The sequence below is a fragment of the Cellulophaga sp. genome (assembly GCF_039943695.1).
Taxonomy (GTDB): domain Bacteria; phylum Bacteroidota; class Bacteroidia; order Flavobacteriales; family Flavobacteriaceae; genus Cellulophaga.
In genome coordinates this window covers 14760-38368 of the sequence record NZ_JBDVAA010000029.1, presented here as the reverse complement: position 1 = coordinate 38368, position 23609 = coordinate 14760, and the positions used below count along the sequence as shown (strand labels likewise).

13 protein-coding genes and 1 pseudogene are annotated in these 23609 nt (G+C 32.3%); 12 read left to right on the top strand and 2 right to left on the bottom strand.

Features of this window, described 5'->3' with window-relative positions; genetic code table 11:
* Window positions 1-189 (top strand): annotated as a pseudogene (locus ABJD66_RS02655) (sugar phosphate isomerase/epimerase); the annotation flags it as partial.
* Between the two features lie 43 nt (window positions 190-232).
* Here ABJD66_RS02655 and ABJD66_RS02650 read toward each other — a convergent pair.
* Window positions 233-2965 carry a TonB-dependent receptor gene (locus tag ABJD66_RS02650; protein ID WP_348127904.1) on the bottom strand — a complete coding sequence of 911 codons (2733 nt, stop codon included), beginning with the start codon at window positions 2963-2965 and terminating at the stop codon, window positions 233-235.
* A 248-nt stretch (window positions 2966-3213) separates the two neighbouring features.
* Here ABJD66_RS02650 and ABJD66_RS02645 point away from each other — a divergent pair, with 248 nt between their 5' ends.
* The 11 genes from ABJD66_RS02645 to ABJD66_RS02595 all read left to right on the top strand — a co-directional run bounded on the left by ABJD66_RS02645 (window position 3214) and on the right by ABJD66_RS02595 (window position 22438).
* Window positions 3214-4572: a hypothetical protein gene (locus ABJD66_RS02645; protein WP_348127902.1), complete on the top strand. Its 1359-nt coding sequence runs from the start codon at window positions 3214-3216 to the stop codon at window positions 4570-4572.
* Between the two features lie 211 nt (window positions 4573-4783).
* Window positions 4784-6202, top strand: coding sequence for a sulfatase (locus ABJD66_RS02640; RefSeq protein ID WP_348127899.1), 1419 nt, complete (start codon window positions 4784-4786; stop codon window positions 6200-6202).
* Window positions 6203-6214: 12 nt separating this feature from the next.
* Complete coding sequence (locus ABJD66_RS02635) at window positions 6215-7636, top strand: arylsulfatase (protein WP_348127896.1); 1422 nt, start codon at window positions 6215-6217, stop codon at window positions 7634-7636.
* 5 nt (window positions 7637-7641) lie between these two features.
* Complete coding sequence (locus ABJD66_RS02630; RefSeq protein ID WP_348127893.1) at window positions 7642-9180, top strand: sulfatase; 1539 nt, start codon at window positions 7642-7644, stop codon at window positions 9178-9180.
* A 12-nt stretch (window positions 9181-9192) separates the two neighbouring features.
* Window positions 9193-11538 carry a glycoside hydrolase family 2 TIM barrel-domain containing protein gene (locus tag ABJD66_RS02625; RefSeq protein ID WP_348127890.1) on the top strand — a complete coding sequence of 782 codons (2346 nt, stop codon included), beginning with the start codon at window positions 9193-9195 and terminating at the stop codon, window positions 11536-11538.
* A gap of 380 nt (window positions 11539-11918) precedes the next feature.
* Window positions 11919-13823, top strand: coding sequence for a right-handed parallel beta-helix repeat-containing protein (locus ABJD66_RS02620; protein WP_348127887.1), 1905 nt, complete (start codon window positions 11919-11921; stop codon window positions 13821-13823).
* An 84-nt stretch (window positions 13824-13907) separates the two neighbouring features.
* A complete protein-coding gene (locus ABJD66_RS02615; protein ID WP_100896482.1) occupies window positions 13908-17018 on the top strand; it encodes a TonB-dependent receptor in 3111 nt (1036 codons plus the stop codon).
* A 10-nt stretch (window positions 17019-17028) separates the two neighbouring features.
* Window positions 17029-18777: a RagB/SusD family nutrient uptake outer membrane protein gene (locus ABJD66_RS02610; protein ID WP_348127883.1), complete on the top strand. Its 1749-nt coding sequence runs from the start codon at window positions 17029-17031 to the stop codon at window positions 18775-18777.
* An 11-nt stretch (window positions 18778-18788) separates the two neighbouring features.
* Window positions 18789-19271 carry a hypothetical protein gene (locus ABJD66_RS02605; protein WP_303544218.1) on the top strand — a complete coding sequence of 161 codons (483 nt, stop codon included), beginning with the start codon at window positions 18789-18791 and terminating at the stop codon, window positions 19269-19271.
* 89 nt (window positions 19272-19360) lie between these two features.
* Window positions 19361-20926 (top strand): arylsulfatase, encoded by a 1566-nt coding sequence (locus tag ABJD66_RS02600; protein ID WP_348127880.1) that lies wholly within the window; start codon window positions 19361-19363, stop codon window positions 20924-20926.
* 36 nt (window positions 20927-20962) lie between these two features.
* Entirely contained in the window at window positions 20963-22438 is a 1476-nt protein-coding gene (locus ABJD66_RS02595; protein ID WP_348127877.1) for an arylsulfatase, read from the top strand.
* Window positions 22439-22509: 71 nt separating this feature from the next.
* On the opposite strand, the gene ABJD66_RS02590 is transcribed toward ABJD66_RS02595, so the two are convergent.
* Window positions 22510-23523, bottom strand: a complete 1014-nt coding sequence (locus ABJD66_RS02590) for a LacI family DNA-binding transcriptional regulator (RefSeq protein ID WP_348127874.1) — start codon at window positions 23521-23523, stop codon at window positions 22510-22512.
* Window positions 23524-23609: the final 86 nt, after the last annotated feature.

Genomic DNA, 23609 nt, shown 5'->3' with positions numbered 1-23609 from the left:
GCTAAAAGTAGAAATTTTACTGCTGATGGTACAGAAGCTGATATAGATTTTTATAAAATAATGAAACTTGTTAAAGAGTCAGGATATACTGGTTTTGTTGGTATAGAATATGAGGGAACTTTACTATCTGAAGAAGAAGGTGTGCAAAAAACAAAAGATTTGCTGCTAAAAGTAGCAAAACAATTATAAGATTATTGTTTGTTTTAAGTTTAAAATGAAGGCTAGATACTTGTTATTTAGTCTTCTTTTTTGTTCCTCTTAGTTTATGAGTAAAACTTAAAATAACATAACGACCTAGACTTTCAGATTCTGTTTCTTCAAAATAATTTATGGTACTTCTTCTTGCTATATTTATATTTTTATCTAATAAATCTATCAAAACCAATTTTAATAAATTACTTCTGTTTTTATTTAGGGCGTAAGAAACTGTGGCATTCCATAACGGTAGTTTTTGGTTAGACTCAAATTTATCATCAACAAAAACAAGATAATCTAACTGTGTATTAAAGCTTAGTTTTTTAGTAAAGTCTTTATCAAACATTACAAAATATTGTTGTTTAGTATATTTACGGTCTAAGTTGTTTTCTATAGAAAAAGTGGTGTTGTTTGTACTGTATGTTGCACCTGCTTTAACGTCTAAAGTACTTTTATTACTATTTTCTAAAAGTAAGCTAAGCATAATATCTGTAGACTTTACTTTATTGGTTTGTAAGTTAACAATAGAATTTACGCTGGTGTAGGTATTTTTGTTTTTAAAAGTATACCTAAGTCCAATATCTTTTAGTTTTTGACCAAAGCTTAAACTATTACTAAAACGTTCTTTTTTACCACTATTTTGGTAACTAATAGTTTTTACATAATCATCATCTATAGTAACGCTTCTAATAATTGCATCTGTTGTATTTTGATAATCAAACCTGGTATTAAAACTTAAGTCAGATTTAAAGTTATGCACTACAGTATTTATGGTAAATGCATTTGTTTTTTCTGCATTTAAATCTGGGTTTCCTTTTCTAATATTATATGGGTTTATATCATTAATCACCGTAGAGCTTTGAAAACTATTAGGGTTGCGCACAAATTTTTTGTAATTAAGTCTATATTTTTGACCTCTAACAGGCTTGTAAACAATATTTGCCATAGGATTAACATACAGTTTGTTAGAGACAATGTTTGTTTCTGTTAATACGCCAAATGTTCTGCCAAGTTCTTGTAATTCTATAGCAGCATAGGTATTTAGTTTACCAGGACTGTAGCTATGTACAAGTCTTGTTTGTGCACTATTTTCTATATGCTTGTATTTGTAGGCAAGTAACTCATCTTTAGTGGTTGTACCTATTGTAGTTTTAGCCTGATGAACATCTTCGTTATTTGTTCTGTTTCTTAAATAAGTCTCTAATTTTGCATAGTGGTTGTTGCCTAAGGGCTCTGTATATTTAAAGTTGAGGTTTACCGTAGTGGTTAAAAACTCTTCATCTCTAATTGCATTAATAGTACTAGAGGTAGGGTTATCTGTGTTTTGTCTTCTTGTAATTAGTGTTGTTTGGTTATTTAACCTGTTAGAGTTGTTTGCTGTTGTTTTTAAGCCAACATTAAAACTACGTCCTAGTTTTGCTAAACGTTGGTAAAAATTAATAGTAACGTCTCCAATGCTTTTATCTCTTTTATTATTAGATGCTGCTATATTAGAGGTAGCCAATTCATTTAACTCATTAAAATAAAAACCATCTCTATTGGTTATGTAATCAATATTATCCTTGGTAAACTTTCCTTTAATTAATAAGCTATTGTTTTTGTTAGACTTGTTTTTATAATCAAAATTTAGATTGTAGTTATTAGAGCTGTTATTAAAAGTGTTCTCTGTTCTAAAATCAAAATTAGAGTTGTTAGAAAAATTTATTCGTTTAGTTTTAGAGACACCTTCATTGTCAGACAAATTGTAAAAAAAATCTATATTTAAAGATTCTTTATCTTTAAACTCGTGACCAATATTTATACCTGCAACACCTGTTTTTAAATATCCGCTTAAGCTTTTGTTTTTTTGATTGGTTTGGTCATCATCATCAGAGTCGTCTGCAATACCATTTGCATTTTTTAAAAAGCCTTGTATATTAGAACCAGTAATGTTTATGTTGTTTAATTTTCCAATTACAGAAAACTGAGTTTTAGATGTAAACTTATTGTAGTTAAGGTTGCTAAAATACTTACTATCTAACCCCATACCTGCAGATACTTTGCCAAAACCATTATTCTTTTTTGTTTTTTTAAGAGTAAAGTTTATTACCATTTGTTTGTTGCCATCATCTACACCTGTAAGTTCAGACTCATCACTTTTTTTATCTATAATTTCTATATTGGCTATTGCATCTGCAGATAAATTTTTTAAAACAATAGATGGGTCACCACCAAAAAATTCTTTACCATCTACCATTATTTTAGCAACCTCATTACCTTGAGCGTTAATATTTCCGTCAGCATCAATTTCTAATCCAGGTAGTTTGGTTAGTAATTCTTCTAAATTATCATCAGGATTTGTTTTAAACGAGTTTGCGTTGTAAGCTATAGTGTCTTGCTTTATTTGTATTGGTACAACAGCAGTTAATGTTATTCCGTCTAAAGCAAATGAATCTTCCTTAAGTACAATTGTGTTAAGGTCTAACAAGTTAGTTTTAAAATTAATGTTTTTAGAAAAAGACTCAAACCCCATAAATGAAATTTGTAAAATGTAGTTTCCTTCTTTTGCTTTATCTAAATTAAAATAACCAGTACTATTTGTAATAGTATAATCTACATAAGTAGAATCTGTTGGGTTTAGTAGCGTGACTGTTGCAGCTTCTATAGGCTGGTTGTTTTCTTCTGTAACTTTACCTGTAATACCACTTTTAGATTGCGAAAAAGCAGTTGTAAAAGAAAGAAAAAGAATAAAAATATAACTAATTGTGGTAAAAAATCCTCTTTTAGGCATAGACTGTTTGGTTGTAGTATCAATTAAAAAAATAGTATTGGTTATGTACTATGAGGTCAAATATAATAAGTTAATACTGCCTGTATGTAGCTAAAAATAAATTAGTTTTTTTATTGATAAGGACATGGACAAGGGTCTTTTTTGTTGATTTACTGGTAAATACATTTTATTTATTTGTAAGTACAATCTTACTAAATATTACAAGTAGATTTGTAGTACAAATAAATAACAACTTTAATTTTTTTACTATGATGAAAAACAATTTAAACAGTTGGGTATACTACCAAGCTCCTAAATTTAATAATTTAAGAGTTAAAAGTATTTTTTTAGGGCTATTAGCAGCAGGTTTTATTTCTTGTTCAAATGATGATTTACAAGACCCTGTATCATTAGATAATTCTAGTGCTCTTTTAGATGAGGGCACTAGTGTAAAAGTTTTATTGCTTAAAGAAAAAGATTTTTACACACCACCAACTAGTTATGCAGTAACAAAAGATTTAGTTACAGATTACGGAGTAGATAAAATTTTTAGTACAGATGATAGTCAAAAATTTCAAAAAGCAATTGATGATGTTTCTGCTAAAGGGGGGGGCAAACTACTAATACCAAAAGGTAATTATTCTGTATCTAATGTAAAACTAAAATCTAATGTACATATTATTGTAAGTGACGAAGCTGTAATTAGACCATCTATTAGGCCTAATACAGATAAAAACTACGCAATGTTTACCTTTGGTAAAGAATCTGATGTAATTAAAAACGTTAGTTTTAGTAGTGCATCTTCAAATAAATTTATTGTAGATTTAACCAAGGCTAACAATCCAAATGTTGCTGTGTTTAACTTTAATAATGTAGATAATTTTTCAATATCAGACTTTAAAATATTAGATAAGTTAACCAAGTTCTCCTCTGTTACTATGGGAATTACAAAGTTTAATGACAAATATTTTTGGCCTAGAAATGGTGTTGTTAAAAATGCCAATACATTAAACTCTGACTACGGTTATGGTCTAGTGCAAGTACAAGCAGCAAAAAATGTTTTATACAAAAAACTTAAAGGTACTGGTGGTGTAACATTAAGGTTAGAAACTGGTTGGACATTTATGAACGACCTACAAAAAGGAGGAGTAGAAGATATGTTTGGAGAAAATATTTCTTGTACCAATGGTAATGCAGCAGTTATGGTTTCTCCGCATGCTATGCATAACGGTAAAGTATATGTAAATGGTATAACAGCTAATAGTTGTGGCTTTGCTGTACGTTTAGAGGGTGGCTTTGTTTCTAAAAAATACTCAACTCCAGGGTTAACAAAAGGTACTTTTAGTAACGTAACAATTAGTAATGTTAAGGCTACTTACGGTAACAAAGAAGCTCAGTTAAAGCCTAAACATTATAAGTATATGCCATGTAATTTAAGAAGTTTAATAAATGAGAATCCTATTGTTGCCGAAGGAGAATCTTATAACGGACCATCTATAAGTGCAATAGTAAACACGCCAAATTATACAGTTAATTTAGATGAAAATAGTGTAGAAGGTATTGGCTTTGTAGAAGATTATGTAATAGTAACAGATGAACAAGCTAAAACAAGCGAACAATGTAATTAATTAAGAATGTGTTTTTAATAATGGCTCTTAAATGAGTATTTAGTTTTAATTAATTAAACCAGAACATATATATGTTCTGGTTTTTTGTGTAAAAAGTATGTAGCTTTAACTAGTAATGTGCGTTTAATTTACTTATAAATACATATTGTAAACTACTAGACACATTTGCTCTAATGATATTAGAGATATTTACGCTAAACATTTTTATATTTTGAAAAGAGCAAACATTTACAAAAACACCTTACTACTTGCTACTGTCACCATTACAGGATTGGTTTTTACATCTTGTAAAAATAAACCATCACAAACAGTAGAGGTAACAGTAAAAGAAGAAGTAATAAAAACTGAAAAGCCAAACATTGTACTATTATTTGTAGACGATTATGGTTGGTCTGACATTGGGTATAGAAACCAAACCTTTACTACACCTAACTTAGATAAATTTAAAAAAGAAAGTTTAGATTTTACTAGAGCATATATACCAACACCTACTTGTAGTCCAAGTAGGTTGTCTTTACTAACAGGTAAAGAAGCAATTAGATTAGGTATGCCAAGACATATTTCTTTAGATAAAAATAATCCTGACGCAGAGTATAATTTATGGCCCACAGATCCTGTACAAATGCCTTCTAGAAACTACTTGCCTTTAAAAGAGGTAACTTATGCAGAGCGTTTACAAGAATTAGGGTATTATAATATGTTTATTGGTAAATGGCATTTGGGTCATCCAGGACGTTACCCAAAAGATCAAGGTTTTGATGCAGAATATGGTACAACAAACTCCGGACATCCAAAAAGTTACTATTATCCATTTTTTAAACCACAAGATGATCCAAGAGGTTTTTTAAAGTCGGGAGTTAAAAAAGGAGATTATTTAACAGATGTACTTACAGATGGGGCTGTTAATTTTATAAAAGATTATGATAATAAAAAACCATTTATGCTTTCGTTTTGGTATTACTCTGTTCATGGCCCGTCTATTGGTCGTAAAGATTTACTAAAAAAATACCAAGATGCAGGCTTAGAGGGTAAATATGCACACCACGCTGCTATGGTAGAAGCTATGGACGAGTCTGTTGGTCGTGTACGCAAAGCATTAGAAGAAAAAGGAATTGCAGATAACACAGTAATCATTGTACTATCAGACCAAGGTGGCGCGTATACAAATGCACCTTTAAGCGGTGGTAAAAAAGGAGGTAATACGTTAGGAGAAGGTGGTGCTCGTGTGCCATTACTTATAAATTATCCAGGAATAACTAAAGCTAATACAGAGACCAATGTACCTGTGCAGTCTATAGATATTTATCCTACTTTAATAGAAATTGCCTCTGGTAAAAAATGTGAAGACAACCAGATTAACGGTGTTAGTTTACTACCAGTTTTAAAAGGTGAAACACTAGAAAAAAGAAATTTATACTTTTTTAGAAGTTATGAAGATCAGTATGCAGCTGTAATGGCGGGAGACTTTAAACTTATAAAATACCACAGTGGTACGTACCATTTATTTAATGTTGCTAAAGATATAAGCGAGCAAGATGATTTAATAGGTAAAGGTCTTCAAATAGAAGAAGAGCTTAAAAATGACCTTGCAAATTGGGAAAAGGAAGCTGTTCCTGTTTATACAAAATAGAAGATTAAATTTATGAAAAACCTTATTTTATCAACCTTTATACTTGCAATATGTATTTCATGCGGTTCTAAAGATAAAAAAGACATTGCTTTAACTGGTAAAGAACCTAAAGAAACCCCTCAGACTAAAAAACCAAACATTATATTTTTGTTGGCAGACGATATGGGCTATGGTGAGCTAGGTTCTTACGGACAAAAAGTAATTAAAACCCCGTTTTTAGATAGTTTAGCATCAGAAGGTATGCGTTTTACAGACTTTTATTCTGGTACATCTGTATGTTCACCATCTAGAGCTGTATTAATGACAGGCTTACACACAGGCCACGTTAGTATTCGTGGTAATAAAGGCGAATATCCTAATAAATACGATAGAGTACCTTTAAAAAAATCGGAAAAAACAATAGGAGAAATGTTACAGCAATCTGGCTACCAAACAGCTATGATTGGTAAATGGCATTTGGGAGTACCAGAAGATGTATCTACCTGGGCAAAAGGCAGAGGATTTACCTATGCAGTACAAGAACAGTGGGGAGAAGATGCTAAAGGTAATGAGATTGATGAACGCGTACACTGGGTAAACAACAACCAAGATTCTATTTTTTACAATTACAATAACTACAGTTGTTTAGATGAGTTTAGGACTAATTTTGCACTAGAATATTTAGATAATAAGGAAGCTAGTAAGCCATTTTTCTTATACATGTCTTACAGAACGCCACACGCACACGAGTTCTTTTTAAGTAAAAATGATTTGTACAGTGATAAAATACAAGAGTGGCCAGAGATAGAGCGTAGACACGCAGCACGTATTACAATGTTAGATACACAAATAAAACGTTTGTTTACTAAACTAAAAGAAAGTGGCGAGTTAGAAAATACGTTAATTGTATTTTCTAGTGATAACGGACCAACCAATGAAAATCATCATGATTATACTTTTTTTAATAGTTCGGGAAACCTTAATGGCTATAAAAGAGATGTATATGAAGGTGGTGTAAGAGTACCAATGATTGCTTATTGGAAAGAAAAAATAAAAGGAGGAACAACAAGTAATCATCCTAGTACTTTTTATGATGTTATGCCAACTTTAGCAGAAGTAGCAAAGGCAAAAGTGCCAAATAAAACAGACGGAATTTCTTTTTTACCAGAACTTTTAGGTAAAGAACAAGAAAAACATAATTTTTTATACTGGGAAATACAAGAAGGTAGGTCTGTAAAAGGCTACAGACAAGCTACTAGGTTTGGTAATTGGAAAGCAGTACGTTATAAAGATAATTATCACACAGAATTATATAATTTAGAAACAGATTTGTTTGAGAAAGAAGATGTATCTGCTAAATACCCAGAAATAGTAGCCAAAGCAAACAAAATATTAAAAGAACAAAGTGTGCCAATAGCGCATTATCCATTTTCTGGAGGCGTATTTAAAAATTAAAAACTATGATTAAAGTAAAAGAAATTTTATGGTGTATAGCCTTGACTTTATTGTTAATGGCTTGTGGTGGTAAAACCGATAAAAAAGTAGCAGCTGTAGAAGCACCTACAGAAGCTAAAAAGCCAAATATTATTTGGATAATGGCAGAAGATATGAGCACAGATTTAGCGTGTTATGGTATGCCAGATGTTAAAACTCCGTTTTTAGATAAAATGGCAAAAGAAGGTGTACTTTTTACCAATGCCTTTGTTACAAACCCTATATGTTCTCCCAGTAGATCTGCTATGATGGTGGGTACACATCAACTAAAAACAAATACGCATAATCACCGTAGCAACAGGGAGGTTCCTTTAGATGCTAAGTTTACACCTTTTACTAAGTTACTAAGAGATGCTGGGTATACAACCATTTTAGGCAACCACGCTGTTTTAAATAAAGGTAGAAAAATAGATGTAAATTTTAAGCATGAAGCTATTGGTGAGTGGGACGGAAAAACTCAATTTGGTTTGTTTGATAAATATGATACTATAGAAAAATCTGATCAGCCATTTTTTGCTCAAATACAATTACAAGTTACGCACAGAGGAGATTGGTGGGACCAGATTAGAAAAGAATCTAAACACCCAGTAAACCCAGAAACACTTACACTGCCTCCTTATATGGCAGATCATCCTGCAGTAAGACTAGATTGGGCTAAATATTTAGACCAAATAGAATATATGGATAATGAAGTGGGAATGTTGTTTAAAGAATTAGAAGATAAAGGATTAGCAGATAATACTATTGTAATTTTTATAGGTGATAACGGTCGTTGCAATATTCGTGGTAAAGGGTATTTACAAGATCCTGGTTTACGTATTCCTTTACTAATACATTACCCAGCAAAGTTTAAAGGAAATAATGTAAGAGAAGATGTAGTTAGTGCAACAGATATAACTGCAAGTATTGTAGATTTTGCTGGTATAAAAGTGCCAAGTTATATGACGGGTACACCTATTTTTAGTGAGGATTTTAATAGAGAATATAATTATGCGGCTAGGGATTTATGGGATGAAATAATGGAAAAATCTAGATCTGTAACCACAACAGAATGGTCTTACATACGTAATGATATGCCAGAGGTGCCTTATGATGCGCACCAAGCATATTTAGAGTTTTATAGACCAGCTGTACACGTAATGCGTACGCTTTATAAAGAAGGAAAGTTAAACGAGAACCAAGCTCCATTTTTTGCGCCTACAAAGCCAAAAGAAGAACTATACCATTTAACAGAAGATCCTAATGAGTTGGTAAACTTAGCAGAAGATCCAAAATACAAAGATGTTTTAGATAAGCTTAGAGCACAAACAATTCTTTTTGATGAGCAAATGAAACCTGTTAGTGATGTTTATAACCCTGTAATAACAAACGGACCAGAGTTAATTGCTTGGGTTAAAAAAGAGAGACCAGATGAGTATAAAAAAATGCTTGCTGGCGAAGAAATTGGACATAAAAAAATGAATAAAGAGTATAAAGCTTACTTAAAAAAGGCTCATAAAAAATAAGAATAATTAAAAATGAATCACCTAAAAATTAAAACTGCTTATACTTTTTTTATTTTATTATTAAGTTTAGCACTGCACTCTTGTGCCCAAGATGAGCCTACAACAATTAACCTTAATAAGGATTGGAAATTTAAAATAGTAGACGAGTCTAAAACATCTGATAAAGAATTGTTTACAGCAAATTTTAACGACAAAGATTGGCAAGACGTGCAATTACCGCATACTGCAAATCTAGAGCCACTAGTTGTTAACAACCAGTGGCAAGGCATTTGTTGGTACAGAAGAACAATTACAATTTCTAAGGAAGATACTAATAAAAAGGTATTTTTTGAATTAGAAGCTGCAATGAATTTTTCAAAAATTTGGGTAAACGAAAAATTAGTTTCAGAACATCATGGCGGTTATTTACCAGTAATTTTAGATTTATCAAACTACATAAAAGCAGGAAAAAATTCTATTGCTATTAGGCTAGATAATACAGATAATGACATTACAGGTCCAAAGCCTTTAAAAAGGTTAGACTTTAATATGTATGGTGGTCTGTATAGAAACGCAAAGTTATCTGTTAAAGAAAATGTACATATTTCTAATGCTGTATTGGCTAACAAAGTTGCTGGTGGTGGTATTTTTATAACCTACCCAAAAGTTAGTACATCTTCTTCTGTGGTAAAAATTAAAACAAATGTTGCCAATGATAGTAAACAGGAACAAAGTATTACTGTAGTACAAAATATACTTAAAAAAGGAAAAGTTGTAAAGGAATACACATCAAAAGAAATAGTAATTGCAGCTAATAAAAACACAGATCATATTGCAGATTTACATTTAGATAATCCTGATTTGTGGTCGCCAGACAGCCCTAATTTGTACGTATTAGAAACCAAAATACAAATAGATGGCAAAACAGTAGATTTAGAAAAAACGAAGTTTGGTATTCGTGTTTTTGAATTTAAAGAAAACCAATTGTATGTTAATGGTGAAAAAACATTTTTACGAGGAGTAAATAGACACCAAGAATATCCCTTTATTGGTTATGCCCTGTCTGATAATGCGCAGTACCGCGATGCTAAAAAAATTAAGGAAGCTGGTTTTAACTACATAAGATTATCACATTATCCGCAATCTCCAGCTTTTTTAGATGCTTGTGATGAGTTAGGTTTAGTAGTTATAGATGCTATTATGGGTTGGCAATATTATAATGATACAGATGAGTTTAGGGCATATTGTTACCGTTCTGCAACCCAATTAATACGTAGAGACAGGAACAGGCCATCTGTTTTAGCTTGGGAAGTATCTTTAAACGAAACTAAAATGCCTATCTTTTTTATGGAAAAGTTAAATGAAATTGTACATGCAGAATACCCTGGAGACAATGTATATTCTTGTGGTTGGATGGATGATGTGTATGATATTTATTTGCAAGCGCGCCAACACAGAATTTTACATCCGCATGAACTAAAAGATAAACCGTACTCTGTGTCTGAATACGGAGATTGGGAGTATTACTCTAACAACGCAGGCTTAAATCAGCATAAATTACCAAAAGATATTAGGCTAGAAAAGAGTAGTAGACAGTTAAGAGCAGATGGCGAAATTAGGCTGTTGCAACAGGCATATAACGTACAAGAATCTCATAATGATAATTTAAATACTCCTGCATACTCAGACAGTTATTGGGTAATGTATGACTATAACCGTGGGTATCATAATGATATTGAAGCTTCAGGTATTATGGATATCTTTAGATTGCCAAAGTTTGCATATTACTTTTATCAAAGTCAACAAAACTTTAATCATAAAAAGGTATTAAAAATAGCTACATACTGGAATAAAAGTTCGCCTACAGATGTAAAAATATTTTCTAATGTAGATGAAGTGAAGCTGTTTTTAAATGATGAGTTAATAGCTACTCAAAAACCAGATGAAGATGCTATTTCAACAAAATTGACACATCCGCCATTTACTTTTAAATTAGGATCTTTTACAGCAGGCACTTTAGTAGCTAAAGGTTTTATTAACGGTAAACAAGTAGCAGAAGATAAAGTATCAACTCCAGAAAAAGCTACAAAATTAAAAATTTGGGTAGATGAAAGTGGCAAGCCTGCTACAGCAAATGTAAACGATGTTTTGTTTGTTTACATAGCAGCAGTAGATGCTAATGGTACTGTAATACCAGATTTTAATGATACAATAAATATTACACTTGGTAATGGATTAGAAGTTTTAAATGATGAAGCAATTAAGGCAGAAGCAGGTATTGCTACAGCAGTAGTTAAGGTTGGTAATATATCTGGATCTGTGCCAGTTAAAGCTACTTCTGCAAATTTAAAAGGTACTTATGATTTTATGATAAAGTAGATTGTTGGGGGAAAACATTCTGTTGATTAAAGGCAGTTTCTATAGGTTTAAATAACCAAATAGAAGCTGCTTTTTTTTATTATATACCATGATCAAAACAACTCTTTTTGATACTGTTTTTTACAGTAGCTAAACATTTAGGGTATTTTCACAACTTTTTAGGTTTAAAACAGGAATACAGCAGTAGTTTTATTGGTGTTTATGCCTGTTTTTGAAGTTTTTAAATGAAAATATAAAAGAGTTTTTGCGTGATTAAAATATTGATTAACAGTTTATTACAATCTATTTTACTGAAAGCTACATTTGATTTACGGGTATAGACAAAGTTATTGTGTAAAATCTGCAACTTTATAAAATAATTAACATATTATAAGTAAATAATGAACAATAATCTCAGAAATAATACGAATCTAAAATTAGCACTATTTATTGTACTAGTTTCATTTATATCAAGTACTGGTTATGGGCAAAACAAAGCACCAGAAAAAGTACTATTTACATTAGATATAGCAGAAGATGCAACTGCTAGTGTATTAGCAAGAGTAATGCAGGCAGAGGTAGCACCAATTTCAGAAATTAAATTTGAAAAAGGTACTTATCATTTTTATCCAGATTTGGGATTAGAAAAGTTTGTACATATATCTAACCATAATGATGTTATTGTAAAAACAGCTTTTCCTTTAAACGGTTTTAAAAACCTAACAATAGACGGTCAGGGTTCTAGTTTTATTTTTCACGGAAGAATGATTCCTTTTTTAATAGACAATGCTACTAATATTACAATAAAAAATGTGTCTGTAGATTGGGCGCAATCTTTTCATAGTGAGGCTACAGTTGTGGCTAATAATAATGAAGAACACACTTTTGATATTCAAATATCTAATGAGTACCCTTACGAGATTAGAAATGAACAACTAATATTTGTGAAAGAATATTATGAGCACGATTTTGGTCAGGCAATTTTATATGATCCAATACGTAAAGCAATTTCATTTGATACAGAGGCTTATACATCTTTGGCATTATATAAAAAGGTAAATGTTAGTCGTAACATAGATAATATAAAATACAAGTACCCTACAGACAGGCAAGATCCAGATAAAAGAATTATTGGTAGAGAATATAATATGGTTTTTAAGGAAATTAAGCCAGGTTTAGTCCGTATTTATAATCATAAAAAAAAGTTGCCAGAAGTTGGTAAAATCATAGTTAGCAAAGGAGAGCAACAACACAATAGGTTGGCACCTGCTTTTAGAGTATCTAACACTATTGGTTTTAATGCTACTAACGTAAATGTGCACCATGCAGGTGGTATGGGATTAATTGCAGAAAATAGCGAGAATCTTATTTTAGACGCTTTTAATGTAACACCATCTAAAGGGCGTATGGTATCTACAAGTGCAGATGCTACACATTTTGTAGGCTGTAGAGGTAAGGTTGTGTTAAAAAACTGCATTTTAACCAATCAGTTAGATGATGCAACAAATGTACACGGTACGTACCAAATTATTCAAGATATAAAAGACGAGTATACTTTAGGTATTAGAATGGGGCATTTTCAGCAACAAGGATATGTAATAGGAAGAACTAACGATAAAATTGGTTTTTTACGTTTAAGTAATTCATTTTTTCCGTTTGCAAACAATTCTATAAAAAGTATAAAAAATATAAACAGTAGATATCAAATTATAACTTTTAATGAAAAATTACCAGCAGATCTTAAAGTTGGCGATTTAATAGAGAATCTAGATGCTTACCCAGAATTAACGGTAGAAAATTGTACCATTAAAAACAACAGAGCACGTGGTTTGTTAATTTCTACACCTAGAAAAACGGTAATTAAAAACAACTTTTTTAGTACAGAAATGGAAGCTATTTTAATACCAGTAGAAAGCGGACATTGGTATGAGTCTGGTAGTGCAAGTGATTTGTTAATTACAGGAAATACTTTTCAAGATTGTCAGCATAGCGGTTTTAATAGAGGTGTTATTAGGTTTGATACAGATGATTATAATGAAAACATTGCATTTAAAAACATCACAATAGAGAACAATACTTTTAACCAGTTTGATAATTTAATTCTTCAGGTAAAAAATACAGACGGTTTATTATTTAAAGAAAACACAATAACAAACTCAGGTACTTTTCCGCAGTTACATACAAGTAATCCGGCTATAAGAATAGAGCATTCAAAAAATGTTCAGTTTAAAAAGAATAAATACAAAGGTAAAGCAACTAAAATTTTAGAAGCAGATGATTCTGTGGGTAAACTAAAATTTAAATAAGTAATAATTAAAATCAATATATAAATGAAGTAGATAGCGATAAAAAGGAAACTAACTAAAACTAAAAAACTAAAACTTAAGAAAATGAAAAACAAAACAAAAACTCTAAAACCAAAGGCAATTGGTTCTAAAGTACTACTAACTTTTGTGTTGTTGTTCTTTACTTTTAGTGCAATAGCACAAGAACTAGAAGTAAAAGGAACAGTAACAAGCTCTGATGATGGTTTACCCATTGCAGGAGTGTCTGTAGTAGAAAAAGGAACAACAAATGGTGTAGCAGCAGATTTTGATGGTAATTATGCTATAAAAACTAAAGTAGGAGCTATCCTAGAATTTAGTTTTATAGGAATGGAACCTAAATCTATAAAAGTAACTGGCAGCAAACTTAATGTTGTTTTAGATACAGATTTAGAAACTCTAGACGAGGTAGTTGTTATAGGGTACGGTACAGTTAAGAAAAAGGAACTTACCGGAGCCGTAGCACAAATAAAGTCAGAGGCAGTAGAACAATTTATTACACCAGATTTAGCTTCTGCTTTACAAGGGCAAGTAGCTGGTGTAAATATTACCGCAAATTCTGGAGAACCAGGAGAACAGTCTAGCATACAAATTAGAGGTATAACCTCTTTGTCTGGTACCAATACACCATTGTTTGTTGTAGATGGTATACCACAGCAAGGAGATCCTAGGTTAAGTGCAAACGAAATAGAAACTATAGATGTACTTAAAGATGCCGCTTCTGCAGCTGTATATGGTACTCGTGGTGCAGCAGGTGTAATATTAATTACAACAAAAAGAGGTAAAGAAGGAGCAATGCGTGTAGAGTTTAATCACTCTTACGGTATACAGGATTTAGGTAAAAATATACCACTTTTAAATACGAAGGAGCAGCTTTATTTTGAAACACAAATGAAGAAGTACTACCCACAAGCTTTTGATCCAGGGCCAAATAGAGCAGAATGGTTAAGTAATGATAACGATTTAAGAGACATTGTTTTAATAAATAATACAGAAAGCAAAACCTATAATTTAAACATTTCTGGAGGTACAGAAAAATTTACTTACAACGTGGTAGGTGGTTATTTTGATGCAGATGGTGTACTTATTGGCTCTTCTTTTAGAAGGTATAATGGTAGAGCAAATACAACCTACAACACAGAAAACTGGAAAATTAATACAAGTATTGGGTATACATTAGAAGATAGAAACAGGGCAACAAATAGTTTGCTTACTAATGCTATACGTTACAAGCCTTATTATCCTATAATTGATAGAGATTCCGATGTCTTTTTTACAGAGTCTGGTCAAGGTGGTGTAGAAACTCCTTTAAATACTTTAGCACAAAATTTAAAAAGAAGCGATAACCAAAAGACAGACAAAATTAATGTTAGTTTAAGTATTAACCGTAAAATTACAGACGATCTTAATTTTACAACTAGAATAGGTGCTAACATAAACAATAGTATTAGAAACATATTTAGACCAAGATTTGAGCTTTTTGATGTGACTACAGAAACATCTGAAGTAGATCCGTTAAAAAGCGGTGTATCTGCAGAGTCTTCTAGATTAAGTGTTTTTAGCTGGGATGGTAGCTTTAACTATAAAAAATCTTTTGGAGACCATACGGTTACTGCTTTGGCAAGTACATCTTTTGATGAAAGAAATTTTCAGTCTTTTATAGCTTCTAGAAACGGAGTTATTTCTAACGAGGTAGAAGTTTTAAACAACGCAGGACAAGATCCTTTAGCAGAGTCAGGAATTAACTATGTTAGAAAAAATATAGGTTTAATAGGTAGGTTACAATACAACTACAAGGGTAAATATTTATTATCTGGTTTAATTAGAAGAGATGGTTCTAGTAAATTTGGAGAAAACTACCGTTGGGGTAACTTTCCTTCTATATCTGGAGCGTGGAATGTATCTAGTGAAGAGTTTTGGTCTTCTTTAAAAGGAACAGTAAATAACTTTAAAATTAGAGCCAGTCACGGTACTGTTGGTAATGATAGCTTTAACGATTATCAGTTTGCATCTGTAATCTCAGGAGAAAGAGATTATATTTTTGATCCTAATGATGCAGTTGTAAACTTAGGTTCTGCAATAGTAGCTTATTCTAATCCACAAGTAAAATGGGAAACATCAATATCTGATAATATTGGTATAGATTTAGGTTTCTTTAAAAATAAATTTACACTTACAGCAGATTACTACGTAACTAAAAAGGAAGATATGTTATTTCCTGTTAGGTTACCGGGATCTACAGGTGTTGTTTCTGGTCAGCCACAAAATGTAATTTTAAACATTGGTAATATGGTTAACAAGGGGTTAGAAATAGGCGCACAGTACAACGAAAAAATAGGGAAAAGCAAAATTACTATTGGTGCTACGTTTACTAAAAACTCTAATGAGATTACAAGTATTGTAGATGGTGTAGATATTATTTACAACTCTAATTCTCAAGTGCTTGGTTCTCCTGTTACAGTTTTTAAAGTTGGTAGAGAAGCAGCTTCATTTTGGTTACACCAAACACAAGGAACTATAAAAACAGAAGAACAACTGCTAGCTTACCAAGAATTAGATTCTAATGCAAGACTAGGTGATTTAATTTATACAGATCAAAAAACTGTAGATACAGATAATGATGGTATTGCAGATGCTGGCGATGGTAAAATTACAGATGATGACAGAGTATATTCTGGTAGCGGTTTACCAGATTTTGAGGCTGGTTTAAACTTTACTTGGGCTTATAAGAATTTCGATTTTTCTATGAACTGGTACGCATCTGTAGGAGCAGAAATTATAAACGGTACAAAAGCAGATGCTTTTACTAGAGGTCGTCACAGAGATTTATATAATATGTGGACACCAGAGAACCCAACATCTAATGTACCTTTTTATATAGACCGTAATGGTAGACACCCAAATTATGATGGCGATACAGATATGTGGGTAGAGAGCGGAGATTACCTAAGACTTAAACAAGTTTCTTTAGGGTATAGCTTAGATAAAGATATGTTAATGAGAAACGGAATTTCTAAATTAAGAATCTATTTTTCTGCACAAAATCCGTTAACAATTACTGGTTATGATGGTTATGACCCCGAAGTAGGTGGGGGCAATGTAGCACAAAGAGGACTAGATTTATCTAGATTTCCATTAACATCTTTGTATTCACTAGGTATTAATATAAGCTTCTAAACACAACATTATGAAAAAGTATATAATTATAATCGTATTAATTGCGACAGGAGTTTTTCAATCCTGTTCAGATTATCTAGAAGAAACCAATCCAAATTTTTTATCTTCAGATACATATTGGAGAACTCTAGAGGAGTCAGAGTCTAATCTTACATCTTTATACGGCGGTATGTTAGACCATAACATACTAGGTTTAGAAGAGGAATTTTATCGTACAGATTTGGCACATCCAGGACCTAGAAATAATCCAACTGGTGCTTATTTGCCTTGGTACCAACATCGTTTAACTTTTGATAATCCTATTGTTCAAAAAAGATGGGATTCTAAATACAGAGTAATTTGGAGAGCTAACCAAGTTATAGAGGGTTTAAACTCTATGACAGATGATCTTAAATCTAAAAAAAGATGGACAGAACAAATGGCACAAGCACGTTTTTTTAGAGGTTTAATGCATTTTTACTTACATTCAACTTTTAATGAAGGAAAAATTATTATTAGAGAGTCTGCACCAAAATCAAATGCAGAGTACTCTAAAGCATTATCTACATCAGAAGAAGTAATAGCTTTTTTTACTGAAGATTTAGAGTATGCTTATAATAACTTACCATTGCAAATGGAACCTAAATCTAGAGTAGATGCTGGTGCAGCTGCAACTATATTGGGAACTAGTTATTTGTATAGGGGAGAGTATGATAAAGCAAGTACTTATTTTAACGACATTATTAACAATGTAAGAGGTGATTATGGGTATGAGTTAGAGCAAGATATTTCTAAAATGTTTACCACTGCAGGTGAGTTTAACTCAGAATCTATTTTTGAAATTAACTATGCAAATGATCAACAATTAGAAGATGGCTTTTTTAATGAAGAATCTTTTAATAACAGATTGGCACGTAGAACAGCGCCAACAGCTAGGCACGCAGAAGAAAAATTAGCTATAGGCGGACAAGCACAGTTGTTGCCTTCTGCTTGGTTAACATATGCGTATTCTACAGAACCTATGGACACACAAGATCCTAGAAATTACATAGATGGCGATATTACTGGTACGCTTAAAACTATACCTTTAAGAGCGTCACAGACCATTGCTGTGGTTAATGATGAACTATCAGAATACTACGGTTATGTAGCACCACAAACTACAACTTTTGGTAACACAAGATTTTCTAATTATAAAAAATATACCAATCATATAGGGCATATAACCGAGTTTGAAACCTCTACTTCTCCTTGGAAATCTGGTAGAAACATAGTTGTTAACCGTTTGTCTGGAGTGTATTTAATGCAAGCAGAATGTATGCTAAATGCAGGTAACGTAAGCGGAGCATTAAATTTAGTTAATCAAATACGTCAACGTTGGGGATTACAATTGTTGGGTATGCCAGATGGCAGTGCACACGATTTTGATGGTGTTACATATTCATCATCATCTTTAATGGAGCATTTAATGTATAAAGAATATCCTTTAGAGTTGTCTTTAGAAGGTTTTTCTACAAGGACTATAGATTTACGTCGTTGGGGAGTTACGTTAGAAAGATTTCAGGATTTAAGTACACAAGTATTTTCTGTAGCAGATTATACATATATTAGAACTAATGGTAAGGAAGCTGTTCGTAAACAAAGTTTGTTGCAAACAGGTAATGGTCCTAAAAAATTCTCAGAGTATATAGATGCTGCATCGGCTTGGTCTGCTGGTCAAACAGGTTATTTTGATATTCCTCAAGGCGAAACACTTAACAATAATAAGCTTAACAACTAAAATATAAACCTATGAAAACAATACATAATAAAATAAAATGTGCTGTAGCATTAACGGTGTTATGCTTTACTGTTAGTTGTTCAGAAGAAGATGATTATGAGCCACCATACGGAGACTTTTCTAGTATTACCATTTGGACCTCTTTTGATCTTGATGAAAACGAAGAAGAAAAAAGAGTTGTAGCAGTAAACAAGTATGTTGCTTTTAACGATTTGTCTAGAGGTTTAATAAGTCACCAGTGGCAAATTGAAGATGGTATGCGGTATATGAATGGTAATTTTACCGCAGCAGATACTCTAAACTATGCACGTTTTGTAAAATCTGGCGTAGGAAAAAATTCTTCAGATGAATTAATTTATGTGCTTTTTGATGAGGTAGGAGAAAAAAATGTAAGACTCATAAATACCTACAAGGACTCTGTAGCAGAATCTGTAAAAGTAGATGATGTCTGGAAAGTAGATAAAACAATAACAGTTAACGTATTAGAAGAATAAAGTTTAAAGGTTCCGTTTCAATTTAATATTGAAATGGAATCTTTTTTTTAGATAGAAATAAGCATTATTAAAATAAAAATGAATACCCTATGAAAAAAGCTCTTAACCTAATAGCTCTTTCTTTTGCATTGGTTGCATTTAGTTGTAAAGAAAAACCCAAAGAGGAGAAAAATGTTGTTGTAGAAGAAAACAAAGAAGTAAAGCCTAATGTTGTTGTTATTTATTTAGATGATTTAGGATATGGTGACATTAGCTCATACGGAGCAACAGAATTAAGCACGCCAAATATAGATGCTTTAGCCTCTGGAGGCATAAAGTTTACTAACGGTTACGCTTCTTCTGCAACTTGTACACCTAGTAGGTATGCTTTATTAACAGGTATGTATCCTTGGCGTAATAAAGATGCAAAAATATTACCTGGTACAGCACCATTGTTAATTAGCACAGAACAACAAACACTGCCTAAAATGCTTAAAAATCAAGGATACCAAACGGCAATAGTTGGTAAGTGGCATTTAGGTTTGGGTACAGGAAATGTAAATTGGAATGAGCGTGTTTCTCCAGGACCTAATGAAGTTGGTTTTGATGATGCTTACATATTAGCAGCAACACAAGACCGTGTGCCAACGGTTTATATAAATAATGGTAATGTTGTTGGTTTAGATCCTAAAGACCCAATAGAGGTTAATTACAAAACTAATTTTGAGGGAGAACCAACTGCTATAGATAATCCAGAAATGGTAGATATGAAATGGCACCACGGCCACAATAATAGTATTGTAAATGGTATTGGTAGAATTGGATTTATGAAAGGTGGCGAGGCTGCAAAATGGAGTGATGTGGATATGGCAGATCACTTTTTAGCTAAAGCACAAGATTATGTAAAAACACATAAAAACTCTCCGTTCTTTTTATACTATGCAATGCAACAACCACACGTACCGCGTACACCACATCCTCGTTTTGCAGGTACATCTGGTTTAGGTCCAAGAGGAGATGTTATTTTAGAAGCAGATTGGTGTATTGGCGAGTTTGTAAAAACATTAAAAGAAGAAGGGCTTTTAGAAAATACTTTAATTGTTTTTTCTAGTGATAATGGTCCTGTTTTAAATGATGGGTATTATGATGATGCTGTAGAAAAAATAGGAAAACACGACCCAAAAGGAGGTTTAAGAGGAGGCAAGTATAGTTTATTTGAGGCAGGTACACGTGTTCCTTTTATTACCTATTGGAAAGGCCATATAAAACCTGGAGTATCTGACGCTATTGTTTGTCAAATGGATTTATTAGCATCTTTAGCAACATTAACTGGTACAAAAGAAGCAACAACAGATAGTAAAGACTTAATGCAAACATTTTTAGGAGAAACAGATAAAGGGAGAAATAATTTAGTGATAGAAGCAACCTCTAGAACTGCATTACGCAGTGGAAATTGGTTAATGATACCTCCTTACAAAGGCAAAACTTACCAAGAAAAAGTTGATATAGAAACAGGTAGTAGTCCAGATTTTCAGTTGTACAATTTAAAAGAAGACAAGGCACAACAAAACAATTTAGCAAAAGCTAATCCAGAAAAGTTACAAGAAATGATTACTGAGTTTGAAGCTATTCGTGGTAAAGAATACAAAAATATACAACAACTTAAACTTAGGTAAATAGTGTGTTTTTTTTAATAATTTAGAATGAAATTAATGAGATTTATAAAGAGTAGTCTATATGTTGTTTCTGCCTCATTGCTTTTTTTAGCTTGTAAAGAAACAAAAAAGCAACCTGAAGCAACAGTTATAAAAGAAGAAGCCGTACAACCAAAACCTAATATTATTTACATTTTGGCAGATGATTTAGGATATGGTGATTTAAGTAGTTATGGTCAGGTAAATTTTAAAACACCAAATATAGATAAGCTAGCAGAAAGGGGTATAAAGTTTACACAACACTATACCGGTTCTGCGGTATGTGCACCGTCTAGATCTTCTTTAATGACAGGTCTGCACACTGGGCACACGCCTATTAGAGGTAACAGAGAATTAAAGGGGCAAGAAGGGCAGGAGCCTATACCAGCTTCTAGCGTTACCATAGCTGAGGTTTTAAAAGAAGCAGGCTATACTAATGGTGCTTTTGGTAAATGGGGATTGGGTTATATAGGTTCTACAGGAGATCCAATAAAGCAAGGTTTTGATGCCTTTTATGGGTATAATTGTCAGCGTATGGCACACCGTTACTATCCGCCTCATTTATGGAAAAATGAAGAAAAAGTGCTTTTAGAGGGTAATGATTATACCAATATGGTAACCTATGCACCAGACCTTATACAAGATGAAACTTTAAAGTTTTTAGAAGACAATAAAGACAAACCATTTTTTGCTTATGTACCTTTAGTTTTGCCACACGCAGAGTTAATGGCTCCTAAAGATTCTATTTTTAAAAAGTACGATGGTAAGTTTAAAGAAGTACCACATACCACTAAAGAAAGTTACACATCAGATTATGGTGCAGATATAAACCCAACAGAATATAGCTCACAAGACAAGCCATATGCAATGTATGCATCTATGGTAGATAGGTTAGATGTGTATGTAGGGCAAATTGTAGCTAAGGTAGAAGAACTAGGTATTGCAGACAATACAATTATTATGTTTGCTAGTGACAATGGTCCACACAAAGAAGGTGGTGCAAATCCGGCTTATTTTAATAGTGGAGGCGGATTAAAAGGTGAAAAAAGAGATTTGTATGAAGGTGGTATACGTACTCCTTTTATAGCAGTTTGGCCTAACAAAATTAAAGCAGGTACAACCACAAATATGGTTTCTGCTTTTTGGGATATTTTACCAACAGTAGCAGATATCACAGAAACTACAATTCCGGTAGAGGTAGATGGTATTTCTTTAGTACCAACATTACTAGACCAAGGCGAGCAAAAACAACATAAGTATTTGTATTGGGAATTTAATATTCAAAAAGGTAGAAAAGCAGTAAGGAAAGGCGATTGGAAAGGTGTTTGGTATAAAATGAATGCGGCAAAACAAGGTAAGTTTGAGCTGTATAATTTAGCTACAGACCCTAAAGAAGAACACAATGTTGCTTCTGCAAACTTAAATTTAGTTGCAGAGTTAAAACAAATAATGAAAGATTCTCATACCGAGTCGGAGTTGTTTCCGTTTAAGTAAACTTAAGATTTTACATATATAAAAGTCGTGCTTGTTAGCACGACTTTTTGCATTTATAGCACTAAGTTTTTTTAGGACGATTCTCTAACAATAAGCTTAGCCTCTAATATCTTTTTATTTAATTGCTGTGTAGCTGTTTTTTTGTCTGCATATTCTAAAAAGGTTTGTGCAGCAATTTTACCAATTTCTGCACTATGCTGGTCTACAGTTGTAATAGTTGGTGTAACCATTGTGGTAAAAGGTTCGTTACCAAAACCAACAAGCGCAATAGTTTTGGGTACTGCAATATCTTCTTCTTTTAAAACTTGCAAAGCCCCAAGAGCAGCATAATCACTAGCAGCATATACAGCATCTGGTGGGGCTTTAAGTGCTAGCAACTTTTTCATTTGTGCTCTGCCATCTTCAATAGTAAGGTTACTTTCACTCACATAATCATCAAACAAAGTAAGTTTGTGTTTTTGCAAAGCATCAACATAACCTCTAATTCTGTTGTTAAAAATACGTGTGTGTTTAAATCCGCCTATATGAGCAATATTTTTACGGCCTTGTTGTACCAAATGGTCAACAATCATATGGCTACTATCATAATCGTTTATACCAATATAATCTACATTTAAATCATTTTCACCTCTATCAAACAAAATAAGTGGTATGCCTTTGGTTTTTATTTTTTCAAAAAAATCTAAGCTTACTGTTTCATTTGCCATAGACGCAATAATACCATCTACCTGTGTAAAAAGTAGCGTATCAATATTATTACATTCTTTAGTGTAAGACTCGTTAGACTGTGTTACAATTACATTATAGCCTTTACTATTTAAAACCTCTTCTATATTTTGTAAAACCGATGAAAAGTAAGAGCTATTTGTGCTTGGTACCATAACACCCACCAAATTACTTTTACCACTACGTAGGGCACTAGCAAGGTTATTTGGTTGGTAATCTAAATCTTTTGCTATTTTTTTTACAGCCTCTTTTGTCTTTTTACTAATACGAGAATCATTACGTAAAGCCTTACTAACAGCAGCGGTAGATATGTTTAGCTTACCAGCAATATCTTTAAGGGTGGTTTTTTTGTTTGACAATTTTTAATATATTTGCTTAATCGATTAACCAAAAGTATTGAAAATACAATTACAATCAAAGCTATAGTTGTTTACAACGCAGTTTT

Excerpts from the sequence above, each read along its gene's own strand:
- ABJD66_RS02650 (WP_348127904.1), bottom strand. The coding sequence starts at position 2,965 with ATGCCTAAAAGAGGATTTTTTACCACAATTAGTTATATTTTTATTCTT.
- ABJD66_RS02645 (WP_348127902.1), top strand. The coding sequence starts at position 3,214 with ATGATGAAAAACAATTTAAACAGTTGGGTATACTACCAAGCTCCTAAA.
- ABJD66_RS02635 (WP_348127896.1), top strand. The coding sequence starts at position 6,215 with ATGAAAAACCTTATTTTATCAACCTTTATACTTGCAATATGTATTTCA.
- ABJD66_RS02630 (WP_348127893.1), top strand. The coding sequence starts at position 7,642 with ATGATTAAAGTAAAAGAAATTTTATGGTGTATAGCCTTGACTTTATTG.
- ABJD66_RS02625 (WP_348127890.1), top strand. The coding sequence starts at position 9,193 with ATGAATCACCTAAAAATTAAAACTGCTTATACTTTTTTTATTTTATTA.
- ABJD66_RS02620 (WP_348127887.1), top strand. The coding sequence starts at position 11,919 with ATGAACAATAATCTCAGAAATAATACGAATCTAAAATTAGCACTATTT.
- ABJD66_RS02615 (WP_100896482.1), top strand. The coding sequence starts at position 13,908 with ATGAAAAACAAAACAAAAACTCTAAAACCAAAGGCAATTGGTTCTAAA.
- ABJD66_RS02610 (WP_348127883.1), top strand. The coding sequence starts at position 17,029 with ATGAAAAAGTATATAATTATAATCGTATTAATTGCGACAGGAGTTTTT.
- ABJD66_RS02605 (WP_303544218.1), top strand. The coding sequence starts at position 18,789 with ATGAAAACAATACATAATAAAATAAAATGTGCTGTAGCATTAACGGTG.
- ABJD66_RS02600 (WP_348127880.1), top strand. The coding sequence starts at position 19,361 with ATGAAAAAAGCTCTTAACCTAATAGCTCTTTCTTTTGCATTGGTTGCA.
- ABJD66_RS02595 (WP_348127877.1), top strand. The coding sequence starts at position 20,963 with ATGAGATTTATAAAGAGTAGTCTATATGTTGTTTCTGCCTCATTGCTT.